The sequence below is a fragment of the Pseudonocardia terrae genome, assembly GCF_021343995.1.
Lineage (GTDB): Bacteria > Actinomycetota > Actinomycetes > Mycobacteriales > Pseudonocardiaceae > Pseudonocardia > Pseudonocardia terrae.
On the sequence record NZ_JAJTTE010000002.1, the window covers coordinates 1 to 14,101 of the forward strand.

The window sequence follows — 14,101 nt, forward strand, 5'->3', positions numbered from 1 at the left end:
CTGGCCGACCGCGCGGGAGCGGGCGGCGCGGCAGGAGGGCGTCGGTCATCCCGGACCGCCCAGGAACCAGCCGCACCCCGGTCCGCGCCGCCCCGGCCCCCCGCCCCGCCCGGCGGGTCCCGGCCCGTGGCCCGCCCCACCCGGCGGCCCGCGCCCGCCCGACCCCGACGCGACGGCCCCGGTCCACGGCGGCCCCGCCGCGGACCACCCCCGCCCCGCCGCCGTGAGCCGCGGGCCGCAGCGCCGGCCGGTCCCGCCGCCGTGGCAGCGCGTGCCCGGCAGCAACTTCGACGACCCCACCGAGCTGCTCGCTCCGCTCGACCGGCCGACCGACGTGATCGAGCGCGCCGACGGCCGCGGTACGAAGGCCGAGCCCGGCCCGCCGACGGGCCAGTCGCTCGCCCGGTCGAGCTCGCTGATGGCGGTCGCGAACCTGGCGAGCCGGGTCACCGGCTTCCTGCGCCAGATCGCGCTGGCGGCGGTGCTGTCGTTCGGCCTGGTCAACAGCTCCTACACGGTCGCGAACACGCTGCCGAACATCGTCTACGAGCTGCTCCTCGGCGGTGTGCTGACCAGCGTGATGATCCCGCTGCTGATCCGCGCCCAGAAGGAGGACGCGGACGGCGGCGAGGCCTACACCCGGCGCCTGCTCACCATGGCGGGGCTGGCGTTGCTGGGCGCCACGGTCGTCGCGATGCTCGCGGCGAAACCGCTGGTCGCCCTGTACATGGGCAGCCAGACCACGGCGAACGCGAACCCCGAGCTGGCGACCGCGCTCGCCGTCCTGCTGCTGCCGGAGATCTTCTTCTACGGCATGGGCGCGCTGTTCGGCGCGATCCTGAACAGCCGCGGGAGGTTCGGCGCCTTCGCCTGGGCGCCCGTGCTGAACAACGTCGTCATGCTGGGGGTGCTCGTCGTCTACGCCCTGGTGCCGGGGGAGATCAGCCTCGACCCGGTGCGGATGGGCGACACGAAGCTGCTGGTCCTGGGCGTCGGCACCACGCTGGGCATCGCCGTGCAGGCGCTCGTGATGCTCCCCGCGGTCCGCCGCGTCGGCATCCCCCTCAAACCGCTCTGGGGCTGGGACCCGCGGCTCTCCTCGGCCGGCGGGCTGGCCCTGTGGGTGATCGCGTACGTGCTCGTCGGGCAGGCCGGCCTGATCGTCACCACCCGGGTCGCGACCGCCTCGGACGCCGGCGCCTACGCGATCTACTCCAACGCCTGGCTGCTCCTCCAGGTGCCGTACGGCGTGCTGGGGGTCTCGCTGCTCACCGCGCTGATGCCGCGGATGAGCCGGGCGGCGGCCGAGAACCGGTTCGACGACGTCGTGTCCGACCTGTCCCTCGGCAGCCGCCTGTCGACGGTGTTCCTGGTCCCGATCTCGGTGCTGCTGACCTTCTTCGGCACCGAGGTCGGCCTGGCGCTGTTCTCCCTGGGCGCCGGCAACGCGGGCGGCGGCGCGGCCCGGCTGGGCACCGCCCTGGCCTGGTCGGCCTTCGGGCTGCTGCCCTACGCCGTCACGCTGCTGCAGCTGCGGGTGTTCTACGCGATGACGGACAGCCGCACGCCCACGCTGATCATGCTGGTGATCGTGGTCGTGAAGATCCCGTTGCTGCTGCTCTGCCCCGTCTTCCTGGCGCCGCAGGACGTCGTGCTGGGCCTGGTCGCGGCGAACAGCTTCTCGTTCGTGGTCGGCGCGGTCCTCGGCCAGTTCGTGATCGCGCGCCGGCTCGGGCACGTCCGCAGCCGCGAGGTGCTCTCGACGCTCTGGCGGACGCTCGCGGCCTCGATCGCCGCGGGGCTGGTGGCCTGGCTCGTCGGGCGCGCGATCCAGGCCGGAACGGGCGGCGACTCCGCCGGCTCGGCCTGGCTGGTGCTGGCCGTGGCACTCGTCGTCGCGACGCCGCTCCTGCTGGTCGGGATGAAGCTGCTCAGGCTCCGCGAACTCGAGCCGCTCTGGCGCCGGCTGCCCGCCCGGCTCCGCCGCGGCTGACCCCCGGGGGAACACGGCGGGGGGCACCCGCGTTGGGAACACGCCGTCGCCGATCCCCGGAGGTCCCGTGCTGCCCGCTGTCGCCGCCCAGGTCGACCGACTCGTCTCCCTCGGTGCCACCGCGCCGCTGACCGCGGAGGAGCTGCGGATCGCCGCGAAGGACCTGCCCGACCGGCCCGGTCTGCTCGTCGTCGCGGGCGCGGCGCCGTCCGTCCTCGCGCCCCTGCTGCGGCGCGGCGACAAGGCCGGGTTCGTGGTCACCGACATGACGGACGCCGAGGACTTCGCCCCGTTGCCGGACGTCGCCGTGCCGGACGCACCCGTCTACCTCGTGGAGGGCCTCGACCGCGGCGACCATCTCGCCAACCGGAGTCCCGACGAGGCCTACCCCGAGCTCGCCCGCACCGGTCGCACCCCGCTGCTGCTCACCGAGGGCGTTCAGTGGGTCCTCCAGGATCCCGGAGCGCTGGCGCGCAACGCCTGCTTCATGACGATCGGCTCGCGCCTGCGCCGGCGAAACGGCCGACTCGACGCCCGCACCCCCGCGCTCTGGATCTCGAACGGGACCGGGCGGGACGGCCGGGAGCGCCGCGACGCCCCCAAGGTCGGCTGGTGCTGGGCGGGCAACCGGCACACGTGGCTGGGCTTCGCGTCCGCCACCGCCCGGACCCCCTGAACGCCCTCGAGACAGCGGGAGCCCCCGCCGCGGCGTGCGGCGGGGGCTCCCGGGGAACGGGCGGGACTCAGTCGTCCGGGTCGTCCGTGACGTCCGAGGCGGGGGCGTGCCCGTTGGCGGAGCTCTTCACCGTGGCGCGGCTGCGGCTGGCCCGGCGCTGCGCCGGGCGCGGGGGCGGCGGCGGGGTCGGCGCGGGGCCGCCGTGGCCACGGCCGAGGATGAGCTCGGCGAAGGTGGCCATGGCCTCGTCGAGCTGGCCGGCGTTGCGCCGCTCGGACTCCTCGTTGGCCTTGGCGACGAGCGCGGTGACCGAGGTCGTGTCGGGGCGCGCCCGCAGCACCGAGTCGAGGTCGCCGAGCTTGCCGTCGACCGAGCTGCCGAGCGCGGCGATCTTCTCGTCGACCGCGCCGGTGAGCTCGCCGAGCTTGTCGCCCAGCCCGCTCTCGACGGCGTCGACCCGGCCGGCCACCGCCTCGAGCCGCCCCGCGAGGATCTCCAGCCGCTCGGCCAGCGAGTCGAGCGCCTCGGTCGGGTCGACCGCGGGCCGCCCGGCGAGGTCCTCGAGCCGGCGGTGCAGCCCGACGCTGGTGTCGCCGAGGAGGTTGCGCACGCCCTCGTTGGACTCGTCCATCGACCGGAGCGCGCCGTCGAGCTGCTCGCGCACCATCTTCTCGACGCCGTCCACGCGCTCCTTGATCGGCGACGCGACCGCGTTCGGCATCGCGTCGAGCCGCATCTCGTGGCGGTCGAGGCGGTTGTCCAGGTCGTCGAGCCGCTTGTGCAGGCCGCCGAGCCGGTCGTCGAGCCCGTCCATCCGCCCGGAGACACCCTCGAGGCGTCCGGCCATGCCGTCGAGCCGGCCGTCGAGCTGGGCGAAGGGCTTGGCGAGCTTGTCCGGCAACCCCTCGATCGCCCGCAGCAGGGAGGCGAGCACGGCCTCCTGCGCGTCGACCTTCTGGACCGTCTCGTCGAGGCGCTCGGCGAGCACGCCGACCTCGGTGCGGTCCGGCAGCTCGGTGAGCCGCTTGCGGACGGTGCCCAGTGCGTCGAGGGCGGAGAGCCGGGCGTGGATCTCGTCCAGGGAGTCGAAGATCTGCTGCTGCTCGGAGTCGCGGATCTCGGCCGCGCGCATGAGCATGCCGCGCATCCGGTCGAACGACATCGTCGAGTTATCGCTCATTGGCGCCTGGTGCTTCCTGTGATCCGGATGGGGGAGCGGGGAACGCTGCACTGAGGGTAGCGACCCCACGAAACCGGCAGACACGGAGTCACCACTAGGCCGACCGGGTGGCACCCGACCGGCCTCGTTCGCCCGATCCGGCCTGGTCGGAAGGGGGTATACGGTGCGCGGGTGGCCGTCCCGCTCACCGCGGACTCGATCCGCTCCGCCCCGAAGGTCCTGCTGCACGACCACCTCGACGGAGGCCTGCGGGCCGCCACCGTCGTGGCGCTCGCCGACGCCGTGGGGTACGACAGCCTGCCCACCCGCGACCCCGAGGAGCTGGCCGGCTGGTTCCTCGGTGCCGCGCACTCCGGGTCACTGGAACGGTACCTGGAGACGTTCGGGCACACGGTGGCGGTGATGCAGACGCGCGAGGCGCTGGTCCGGGTCGCGCAGGAGGCCGCGGAGGACCTGGCCGCCGACGGCGTGGTGTACGCGGAGATCCGGTTCGCCCCCGAGCTGCACGTGGAGCGGGGCCTGGACCTCGACGGCGTCGTGCAGGCGGTGCTGGAGGGCTTCGACCGCGGTGCCGCCGGCCGCGGCATCACCGTGCGCTGCCTGCTCACGGCCATGCGGCACGCCGCCCGGTCGCAGGAGATCGCCGAGCTGGCCGTGCGCTACCGGGACGCGGGGGTGGTCGGGTTCGACATCGCCGGCGCGGAGAAGGGCTTCCCGCCCACCCGGCACCTCGACGCGTTCGACTACGTCCGGCAGCAGAACGCGCACGTCACCATCCACGCCGGCGAGGCCTTCGGGCTGCCCTCGATCTGGGAGGCGCTGCAGTTCTGCGGGGCGGACCGGCTCGGCCACGGCGTCCGGATCGTCGACGACATCACCGTCCGGTCCGACGGGACGGCCGAGCTCGGCCGCCTCGCGGCCTGGGTGCGGGACATGCGGATCCCGCTGGAGATGTGCCCGACGTCGAACGTCCACACCGGCGCCGCGACCAGCCTGGCCGACCATCCCATCGGCCTGCTCCGCGACCTGCGCTTCCGCGTCACCGTCAACACGGACAACCGGCTGATGTCCGGCTGCTCCATGACCTCGGAGATGGCCGCGCTCGTCGACACCTTCGGCTGGGGGTGGGAGGACCTGCGCTGGCTCACGATCAACGCGATGAAGAGCGCGTTCCTGCACTTCGACCGGCGGCTCGCGCTCATCGACGAGGTGATCAAGCCGGGGTACGACGCGCTCACCGCGTGAGGGGCGGCCGCCCCCGGGTCAGCGGCGGTGCAGCCGGGCCTCGGTCGCGTGCACCAGCTCCCGCCAGCGCGTGGCCTCGGCGTCGAAGGGCGGGCTGGGCGCGAGCCGGGTCGGGTTGGGCCGGATGACGAAGGAGACCAGCCAGCCCAGGCTCTCGGACTCGGCGAGCGCGCGGGCCGGCTCCGGGTCGCCCGCCCACTCGGCGACGTCGAGGACCAGCTCGGTGGCCAGGTCCAGCTGGGTCGGGTCGACCTCGAGGGTGCCCTCGGCGATGTCCTCGTCGATCCCGGCCAGCACGTAGTCGTTGAGGTCGTCGACCACCACGTCGAGCTCGCCGACCGCGGCCCTGTCCAGGACGTCCTGCCAGGTCGACGCGGCGACGAGGTCGTTGTCGTCCTTGCCGCCGTCGGCGAGCCAGCGGGCCAGCGCCCGCTCGGAGTCGAAGACGTCGACGCGGCCGCCGGAGCCGAGGAAGACCGGCTTGTCGTCGAGGTAGCAGCGCAGGGTGACCCACCGACCGTCGGACGTGGTGATCCGGATGGGGTCGATGCCGATCTCCTCCCAGAACCCGACCGGCCCCTCGGCCTCCGCCTCCTCGAGCTCCGCCTCGTCCTCGGCGACCTGCTCGGTGAGCGCCTCCTCGTCGGCGCGTTCGCGGGCGGCCTCCTCGAGGGTCTCGTCGTCCGTGTCGTCGCCCTCGTCGAGGTCGAGCGCCGCCTCGGCCTCGGCGATGCGCGCGGCGAGCGCCTCCGCCTCCTTCTCCGCGCCGGCGAGCGCGCGGGCGTCGACCTCGGGGGTGGCGGTCAGGGCGTCGAGCGCGTCGACGACGCTGTCCCAGCGGTCCTGCACGGTCTGGGCGAGCTGGGTCCACAGCCGCCGGCCCTCGCGCCCGGCGAACGGCAGCGTGCCCTGGCCGAGCAGCCCGAACCCGGGGGCGGAGTCCAGGACGGCCGTGACCTCCTCGAGGTCGCAGACGTCGGCGAAGGAACGGACCATGTCGGTGATCTCGGCGAGCTCGCCGATCGTCCAGGTGTCCGGCTCCTCGGCGACCAGCTCGGGCACGCCGATGACGTCGAAGCGGCGGGTCTCCTCGGGGGTCAGCTCCGCGACGGTCAGGGTGGGCACGACCGACCAGGCCGGATGGTCGGCCAGGTCGTGCTCGGTCCGGGTGCGGACGTACGCGGCGAGCTGCGCGACCTCCGGGAACGCGAACACCGCGTCGTCGTCGCCGAGGAAGGCCTCCCACTCCTCGCCGTCCTCGCGCCACCGCGGCGCCCAGAGGGTGACGAGGTCGCCCTCGGTGAGGGACAGCTGGATCGGGACGATGTCGCTTGCCACGCGGCGATGCTAGCGGCGGTACCTGAGTGCCGCCCCGACGACGCGTCGCCGGGGCGGGTGTCGGTGCCGGCGGCAGTAGCCGGTGGCACTGCCCGCCGACGGCGGGGGTGCCCCACACCGGGGAGGATCCCCGACGGCCGGTCCCGGGGACGTGCACCTGGTGCGGGGCCGGGTCGCCTGCTGGGGGGAGCGCCGGGGGAGCGTGGTGCCGGGTCCGGCACGGGCGGTTCCTCGCGGGGCCGGGGAACCGGTGGGCCCGCCCGCGGTGCGGGCGGGCGGCCGGTGCCGGCCCGGATCGTCAGGTCGAGCTGTGCAGACGGACGACGCCCACCGTGACGTCCTCCAGACCGCCGCGGTCGAAGTCCCGCCGCAGCTGGTCGGCCTTCACCGTCGCGGTCAGCCCGTCGAACGGCCCGTGCGCGTCCACCTCCCCGGTCTGCGGGTCGACGGCGAGCACCACGTACCCGTCGCACTGGGTGAGCTTCTCGGCGGCAGCCACCAGGGTCTGCTCGTCCGAAGTCGTGTTCTCCGGCACCGGATCACCTCCTTGTCACCTAGTACAGCGTCGGCGACGGCCCCGGCGTGACAGTGTCCGTGCCATACCACCCGTTCGGGTCAGATAAATGGCACCTGTGGTCACGGCCGGTGCGAAGTCCGGTGCGATGCGCGCACGATCCATTTGATCACTGGTGTCACCTCCGGACGCCGGGCACGGCGTGTGATCGAAATCGGGCTGGAGAAGTCGATCATGGTGTCTCGTGTGCCCAGGGTGGCCGGGGGACCGGATCGAGGGTCGTCCGCGCGGTGCACACGACGTCGCGCGGACGGCCGCACCGGGCGCCCGCAGGCGTACACAGGGTGACCGGACGCCGGTCGTCCCCACCCGGACCGGCGGGTGGTCGAGGGGGGGCGGCGCCCCTGCGACGATCATCGGGTGCACGACCCCTCCCGGCTCGACGAGGCCAACACCGGGTACGGCTGCGAGCATCCTGGCACGGGGATCGCCGCCGTCCCGGGAGGCGCGCGGATGTCCTGGCTGCGGCCCGGCCCGCTGTGGAAGTCCCGCAACGACCGGCTGGTCCGGCTGCTCGGCGACCCCACGGACGACATGCGCCGGGAGTGGGTGCGCCGGCTCGACACGCAGCGCGGCCCCGACCCCGCCCGGCTCGTCGACCGGTTCGCCGGGCGGGACGCGATCGCGGTCGCGCTGCTCGGCGACCCCGGCGAGGGCGACGCGTCGCAGTACTGCGTGGTGCCGGTGCTGCAGCGGGTGGCCGGGGACACCGATCTCGCGGTCGTCGTCTCCGACGTCATCTACCCGGCCGGCGGGCTGCGCGAGTACGCGGCCAAGCACGCCCGCCCCTACGCGGACTACCCGGGCCCGATCTACGGCCTGCCCGGCAACCACGACTGGTACGACGGCCTGACCGGCTTCATGAGCTGGTTCTGCGGCATCCCGCCGGAGGAGCGGGCTCCCGCCGTCCCGGGCACCGGTTGGAACGCGTTCCTGCGCGGGCTGCTGTGGCGCCGGGGGCCGCGCGGGCGGACCGCGGACCTCGAGGCGGCACGAGCCTGGCGGCCGGCCGAGCGGCAGCGCGCGCTGCAGCCCGGCCCCTACTGCGCGATCGACGCCGGGCCGGTCCGGCTGGTGCTGATCGACACCGGGATCCGCGGCGGCCTCGACCGGGACCAGGGGGAGTGGCTGCGCGACACCCTCTTCGCCGCCGGCCGGCCGACGGTCGTGCTCACCGGCAAGCCGCTGATCACCTACGCCGAGCACCACCCGTGCCCGATCGAGGGCGGCGGCACGGTGGCCGAGCTCGTCCGCGACCCGCGCGCCTCCGTCGTCGCGGTGATCGGCGGCGACGACCACAACTACCAGCGCTACCCGGTCCGGCTGGCCGACGGCCGGGAGATCCTGCACCTCGTCGCGGGCGGCAGCGGGGCCTACCTCTCCGCCACCCATCCCGTCCCGAACGTCGACGTGCTGGTGCCGGAGTGCTCCGAGGAGGGCTTCCGCTGCTACCCGCTGCGCGGCGACTCGCTGGCGCACTTCAGCCGCCGCTACGACGCGCTGCGCCGGTTCGGGACCGGAACCGCCGTCGTCTCGCCCGCGGACGCGACCACGATCATGGCCGAGCGGATCGGGATCGCGCCGCCGCGGACCGGCACCCCGCCGGCCGAGATCTCGCCGCGGGCGCGGCGGGCGGCCGAGCGGGTGCTGGGCGGGCCGAAGGGCCGCTCGGAGAACTGGACCTCCATGCTCTACGACACCGACCGCCCGCCGATGCTCAAGAGCTTCCTGCGGCTCGACGCCACGGCCGGGGACTCTCCGGAGATCCGGATCGACTGTTGGGCCGCCACGGGCTGTCTGGCGCAGGAGCGCGACCCGGTGCTCGAGGACCGGATCGTCGCCCGGCCCGGCGCGGACGGCCGCTGGCGGTGGACGAGCGCCACCCCGGGCCGCGAGCGCCCCTGAGGAATCGGTCCGGCGCCCGCTACTGTCCGGCCCATGGACGTGCGGGTCGTCGACCACCCCCTGGCCAGGGCTCGGCTCACGACGATGCGCGACGCGCGAACGGACAACGCCGCCTTCCGCGCCGCGCTGCGCGATCTCACCCTGCTGCTGATCGTCGAGGCGACCCGCGGTTTCGAGGTGGCGGAGTTCCCGCTGCACACCCCGGTGGCCCGCACGACCGGGTACCGGCTCGCGAACCCGCCCGTGCTCGTACCGGTGCTCCGCGCCGGCCTCGGCATGGTCGACGCCGCGCAGAACCTGATCCCCGAGGCCCAGATGGGGTTCGTCGGGGTGGCGCGGGACGAGGAGACGCACCGCCCGACCCCGTACATGGAGTCGCTGCCGGCCTCGCTCGTCGGGCGGCCGGTGTTCGTGCTCGACCCGATGCTCGCCACGGGCGGGTCGATGGTCCACACCGTCGAGCTGCTCACCGCCCGGGGTGCCGACGACGTCACCGCCGTGTGCGTGCTCGCCGCACCGGAGGGCGTGCGCACCCTCGAGTCGAGCGGGCTCCCCGTTCAGCTCATCACCGCGTCGATCGACGAGCGGCTCAACGACTCCGCCTTCATCGTCCCGGGCCTCGGCGACGCGGGGGACCGGCAGTTCGGGGCGGTCTGAGCGGAGTCGGGTCGGGTTCGGGCGGGGTCAGGCCCGCCAGCCGTCGACCACCGCGCGCAGGACGGCCGCGAAGCCCGTGGCCGGGTCGTCGACCGCGTCGGGGGTGTGCGCGTGCAGCTGGATCGACACCAGCCCGTGCAGCGCCGACCAGAGCCCGAGCGCGACCGTGGGCGGGTGCGCGTCGTGCCGCAGCACCTTCGCGTCGACCGCCCGCTCCACCGCCTCGACCAGCGGGCCGAACGCCGCCTCCTGCAGCTCGCGCGACTCGGCGTCGAGCTGGTCGCGGTCGAACATCGCGTCGTAGAGGTGCGGGTCGTGCAGGGCGTCGGCGCGGTAGGCCTCGCCGAGCGCGACGAGCTGTTCGGCCGGGTCGCCGGCGGGCGGCACGTCGGCCAACGTCCGGCCCAGCCGCCGGAACGCGTCGTCGACCAGGGACTTCACCAGGCCGGGCTTGCCGCCGAAGAGCGCGTACACCGCGGTGGTCGACGTCCCGACGTCCGCGGCGAGGGTGCGCAGCGACAGCCCGGTCACACCGTGTGCGCTCAGCAGCTCCGCCGCGCGGGCGCGCAGCTTGGTGCGCAACACGTCGTCGTGGACCTTGGGCCGGGGCACCGGCGGAGGCTACCCCTCCTCCCGGGGGTCCCGCCCGTTCACGGTGCGGTCACGGACCGGACACGGGGGCGTGACGAAACCGTGTCGGGTCGAGCTCCACGGGCGAGTAACGCGCGGGACCGTTCGGGAGATCTTCTCGTGGGTCGCGCCGACCGGTGGCGCCCCGGCGGGAGGTCGGCGTGCGCTGGGTCGGGGGGCTTCGCTGGCGGGTTCCGTTGCAGCTGACCGCGTTGCTCGTCGCGGGCCTGGTCGTCGCCGCCCTCCCCGCCCAGGAGGGCGCCGCGGCACCCGGGGTGCGCACCGCGGGCGAGGGCGCGGGGCCGAAGGCCACGCTGCGGGTCATGCCGCTCGGCGCGTCGAGCACCGAGGGCATCGGCAGCCCCGCCACCGCCGGGTACCGCGGCCCTCTGTTCGCCGAGCTGACCGCCGACGGCATCCGCGTCGACTACGTGGGCTCGCGCCACGACGGCCCCCCGGGGATGGCCGACCGGGACAACGAGGGGCACTCCGGCTGGACGCTGGCGAAGATGATCCCGGCGGTCGGGGCCTGGGTGAAGGCCGCCGACCCGGACGTCGTGCTGATGCACATGGGCACCAACGACGTGAACTCCGGGGCGACGGGGAGCGTCGCCGCGGCGCGGCTCGACGCGTTGCTCGACAAGGTCTTCGAGGCCGCACCGCAGACCCACGTGATCGTCGCGGGCATCTGGGCGCCGCTGACCGCCCACGCGAAGGACCGCGCGGAGCTGGCCCGGCTGACGCCCGGGGTCGTCGCCCGGCACCGCGCGCTCGGGCACTCCCTGGAGTTCGTGGACACCTCGACGCTGCTGTCCCCCGGGGACTTCGCCGACGGGCTGCACGCGAACGCCGGCGGTTACCGCAAGATCGCGGCGATGTGGACCACGGAGATCGAGGGCTGGCTGGCGCAGCGGCGGGCGGCGCCGGTCGAGCCGGTGACCCCGGCCGTCAGTCGCTGAGCCCCGCGGCCACCGTCGCCCCCAGCTCCCAGCAGGCCTCCAGTGCCGCCTTGTCCGGCGGACCCATGACCTCCACCGGGGCGGCGACCTGCTCCCAGCCCATGCCCGAGGCGATCGTGCCGACGGCCTTCACCGCGCCCTCCACGCCCTGGTTGCCGTGCACGTAGAGGCCGTACGGCAGCTTGCGGGTGTCGTCGCCGCAGACGTAGTAGACCTGGTCGAAGAAGTGCTTCAACGCCCCGGACATGTAGCCGATGTTGGCCGGGGTTCCGAGCACCACGCCGTCGGCCTCCAGCAGGTCCGAGGCGGTCGCGGCCAGCGCGGCCCGGCGGCGCACCTCCACCCCGGTGATCTCCGGGTCGCTCGCGCCGCGGACCACGGCGTCGAGCAGCTCCTGGGTGGCCGGCGACGGCGTGTGGTGGACGATCAGCAGGACTGCCACGGGCCCCGTCCTACCCGATGAGGGCCGTGATCTCCTCCCGGAGCGCCGCCATCCGCTCGTCGGCGCGGGCCCGGGCGGCGACCAGGTCGTCGGTGGGCGGCTCGACGACCTCGAGGTAGGCCTTCAGCTTCGGTTCGGTGCCCGAGGGACGCACGACCACCCGGAGGCCGTCGTGCCGCAGCCGCAGGACATAAGGGGCCGGCCGGTCGGCGCTCCAGCCCTCCGGCGGCGCGCCGGCCAGGCGGGCCACCACGGCGTCGCGCTCCACGGAGGCCATCCGCAGCGAGATCCCGACCGTGCGGTGCACACCGTGGGCGCGGGAGAGCTCGTCGAGCCGGTCGAGCAGGGTCCGTCCCGCGGCCTTCAGCCCGGCGGCGAGGTCGGCGGCGACGACGGCCGCGGCGATCCCGTCCTTGTCCCGCACCGCCTCCGGGTCCACGCAGTACCCGAGGGCCTCCTCGTAGCCGTAGACGAGGCCGGGGCCGGCGCGGACGATCCACTTGAAGCCGGTCAGTGTCTCGGCGGACGGGGCGCCGTGGGCGGCGGCGACCTTCGCCAGCATCGAGCTCGACACGACGGTGGTCGCGACGAGGCCGCTGCGCCGGCGCAGCAGGTGGTCGCCGAGGAGGACGCCGGTCTCGTCGCCGGTGAGCATCCGCCAGCCCGCGGGCGTCGGGACGCCGAGGGCGCAGCGGTCGGCGTCGGGGTCCAGGGCGATCGCGATGTCGGCGCCGGTGCGCCCGGCCAGCGCGAGCAGCAGGTCCGTGGCGCCGGGCTCCTCCGGATTCGGGAAGTCGACGGTCGGGAAGTCCGGGTCCGGCGCCGCCTGCTCGGCGACGACGTGGACGTCCGTGAATCCGCTGCGCGCCAGCGCGTGCACGGCGATGGCCCCGCCGACGCCGTGCATCGGCGTGAGCGCGATCCGCAAGGCGGCGGTCGCGATGCCGAGCCCGGCGACCCGGTCCAGGTACTCCTCGGTGACGTCGTCGACGGTCGTCGGGCCGTGGGCCGGGATGGCCACGGCAGCGGGGGCGCCGGCGATCGCGGCCTCGATCTCGGCGTCGGCGGGGGTGGTGAGCTGGGCGCCGGGGGCGTCGCCCACGCCCGCACCGAGGTAGACCTTGTAGCCGTTGTCCTGCGGCGGGTTGTGCGAGGCGGTGATCTGCACCCCGGCGGCGGCGTCCCGTTGCTGCACCGCGAACGCGAGCAACGGGGTCGGGACGGCCCCGGGCAGCACGTGCACGGCGAACCCGGCCGCGGCGAGGACCCCGGCGGTCTCGCGGGCGAAGGCCTCGGACCCGTGCCGCGCGTCCCGCCCGACGACGACCGTCCGCCCCCGTGCGCCGCGCGCGACCAGCCAGGCGGCCAGGCCGGCGGTGGCCCGGCGGACCACGGCGATGTTCATGCCGGACGGGCCGGCCCGTACCGGACCGCGGAGCCCGGCGGTGCCGAAGCGCAGCGGACCCGAGAGGGCGTCGGCGAGGGCGCCGGAGGCGGAGCGTGCGGAGCCGACCGTCTGGCCGGAGGCAGAGCGTGCGGAGCCGACCGTCTGGCCGGAGGCGGAGCCTGCGGAGCCGACCGTCGAGCCGGCGTCGCCCCCGGTCATCGCGGCGGCCAGGAGCTTCTGCAGCTCGGTGCGGGTGGCGGGGTCGGGGTCGTCGGCGATCCAGCGCATCGCCGCGTCCCGCAGCGCGGGGTCCAGACCCATGTCAGGCGCGCGCGACCAGCTCGCGCAACAGCTCGCCCATCCGGGTCGCCGAGGCGCGCCCGGCCTCGAGCACCTCCTCGTGGTCGAGCGGCTGCCCGGTCATCCCGGCGGCGAGGTTCGTGACCAGCGACACCCCGAACACCTCGACACCCTCGGCGCGGGCGGCGATCGCCTCCAGGACGGTGGACATCCCGACCAGGTCGGCGCCGAGCGTGCGCAGCATCCGGATCTCGGCGGGCGTCTCGAAGTGGGGGCCGGGCAGCCCCGCGTACACCCCTTCCTCGAGCGAGGGGTCGATCTCGCGCGCGAGCTTGCGCAGCCGGACCGAGTAGAGGTCGGTGAGGTCGACGAACCGCGGGCCGACCAGCGGCGAGCGGGCCGTGAGGTTGAGGTGGTCGCTGATCAGCACCGGCTGCCCGACCGACATGCCCTCCCGGATCCCGCCCGCCGCGTTGGTCAGCACGATCGTGCGGCACCCGACGGCCGCCGCCACCCGGACCCCGTGCACCACGGCCTCGACCGGGTGTCCCTCGTAGCCGTGCGTGCGCCCCAGCATCACCAGGACCTTCCGGCCGCCGACGCCCAGCGAGCGGACCGTGCCGCTCTGGCCCTCGACGGCGGGCGGGACGAACCCGGGCAGCCCGGCCATCGGGACGTCCGCCCCGACGCCGATCACGTCCGCGGCGGGCCGCCACCCGGAGCCCAGGACCACCGCGACGTCGTGCCGCTCCACCCCGGTCGCGTTGGCCAGCGCCTGCGCGGCCTGCTGCGCGATGCTCATGCGCGCAGGGTAC

The 14,101-nt window shown here is 74.9% G+C and carries 13 protein-coding genes; 6 read left to right on the forward strand and 7 right to left on the reverse strand.

Features of this window, described 5'->3' with window-relative positions:
• Both murJ and LWC33_RS01320 read left to right on the forward strand, forming a co-directional pair.
• On the forward strand, positions 1-1,993 hold a 1,993-nt coding region (gene murJ / locus LWC33_RS01315), incomplete at its 5' end, for a murein biosynthesis integral membrane protein MurJ (RefSeq protein WP_305080841.1).
• 67 nt (positions 1,994-2,060) lie between these two features.
• Entirely contained in the window at positions 2,061-2,669 is a 609-nt protein-coding gene (locus tag LWC33_RS01320; RefSeq protein ID WP_233302264.1) for a DUF5701 family protein, read from the forward strand.
• A 67-nt stretch (positions 2,670-2,736) separates the two neighbouring features.
• Here LWC33_RS01320 and LWC33_RS01325 read toward each other — a convergent pair whose 3' ends face one another.
• Positions 2,737-3,849 carry a PA containing protein gene (locus LWC33_RS01325; protein ID WP_233302265.1) on the reverse strand — a complete coding sequence of 371 codons (1,113 nt, stop codon included), beginning with the start codon at positions 3,847-3,849 and terminating at the stop codon, positions 2,737-2,739.
• 171 nt (positions 3,850-4,020) lie between these two features.
• Here LWC33_RS01325 and LWC33_RS01330 point away from each other — a divergent pair, with 171 nt between their 5' ends.
• Positions 4,021-5,094 (forward strand): adenosine deaminase, encoded by a 1,074-nt coding sequence (locus LWC33_RS01330; RefSeq protein WP_233302266.1) that lies wholly within the window; start codon positions 4,021-4,023, stop codon positions 5,092-5,094.
• An 18-nt stretch (positions 5,095-5,112) separates the two neighbouring features.
• Here the strand turns inward: LWC33_RS01330 and LWC33_RS01335 are convergent, their stop codons facing one another.
• Together LWC33_RS01335 and LWC33_RS01340 are read right to left on the reverse strand one after the other, a co-directional pair.
• Entirely contained in the window at positions 5,113-6,432 is a 1,320-nt protein-coding gene (locus LWC33_RS01335) for a SatS C-terminal domain-containing protein (RefSeq protein ID WP_233302267.1), read from the reverse strand.
• Positions 6,433-6,730: 298 nt separating this feature from the next.
• A complete protein-coding gene (locus LWC33_RS01340; RefSeq protein WP_037046372.1) occupies positions 6,731-6,967 on the reverse strand; it encodes a hypothetical protein in 237 nt (78 codons plus the stop codon).
• A 399-nt stretch (positions 6,968-7,366) separates the two neighbouring features.
• On the opposite strand from LWC33_RS01340, the gene LWC33_RS01345 reads away from it, so the two are divergent.
• Positions 7,367-8,911 (forward strand): metallophosphoesterase family protein, encoded by a 1,545-nt coding sequence (locus LWC33_RS01345; protein WP_233302268.1) that lies wholly within the window; start codon positions 7,367-7,369, stop codon positions 8,909-8,911.
• 33 nt (positions 8,912-8,944) lie between these two features.
• A complete protein-coding gene (gene upp / locus LWC33_RS01350) occupies positions 8,945-9,568 on the forward strand; it encodes a uracil phosphoribosyltransferase (protein ID WP_233302269.1) in 624 nt (207 codons plus the stop codon).
• Positions 9,569-9,595: 27 nt separating this feature from the next.
• Here upp and LWC33_RS01355 read toward each other — a convergent pair whose 3' ends face one another.
• Positions 9,596-10,180 (reverse strand): TetR/AcrR family transcriptional regulator, encoded by a 585-nt coding sequence (locus tag LWC33_RS01355; RefSeq protein ID WP_233302270.1) that lies wholly within the window; start codon positions 10,178-10,180, stop codon positions 9,596-9,598.
• A 179-nt stretch (positions 10,181-10,359) separates the two neighbouring features.
• Here LWC33_RS01355 and LWC33_RS01360 point away from each other — a divergent pair, with 179 nt between their 5' ends.
• Entirely contained in the window at positions 10,360-11,157 is a 798-nt protein-coding gene (locus tag LWC33_RS01360; protein WP_233302271.1) for an SGNH/GDSL hydrolase family protein, read from the forward strand.
• Here LWC33_RS01360 and LWC33_RS01365 read toward each other — a convergent pair.
• Genes LWC33_RS01365 through LWC33_RS01375 form a run of 3 tightly spaced genes read right to left on the reverse strand, consistent with a single transcriptional unit; the run spans position 11,147 to position 14,088 of the window.
• A complete protein-coding gene (locus LWC33_RS01365; RefSeq protein WP_233302272.1) occupies positions 11,147-11,599 on the reverse strand; it encodes a flavodoxin family protein in 453 nt (150 codons plus the stop codon). The two genes, LWC33_RS01360 and LWC33_RS01365, sit on opposite strands and share 11 nt — an antisense overlap.
• Before the next feature lie 10 nt (positions 11,600-11,609).
• Positions 11,610-13,307, reverse strand: coding sequence for a phospho-sugar mutase (locus LWC33_RS01370; protein ID WP_233302273.1), 1,698 nt, complete (start codon positions 13,305-13,307; stop codon positions 11,610-11,612).
• A 1-nt stretch (position 13,308) separates the two neighbouring features.
• Positions 13,309-14,088, reverse strand: coding sequence for a purine-nucleoside phosphorylase (locus LWC33_RS01375; RefSeq protein WP_233302274.1), 780 nt, complete (start codon positions 14,086-14,088; stop codon positions 13,309-13,311).
• Positions 14,089-14,101: the final 13 nt, after the last annotated feature.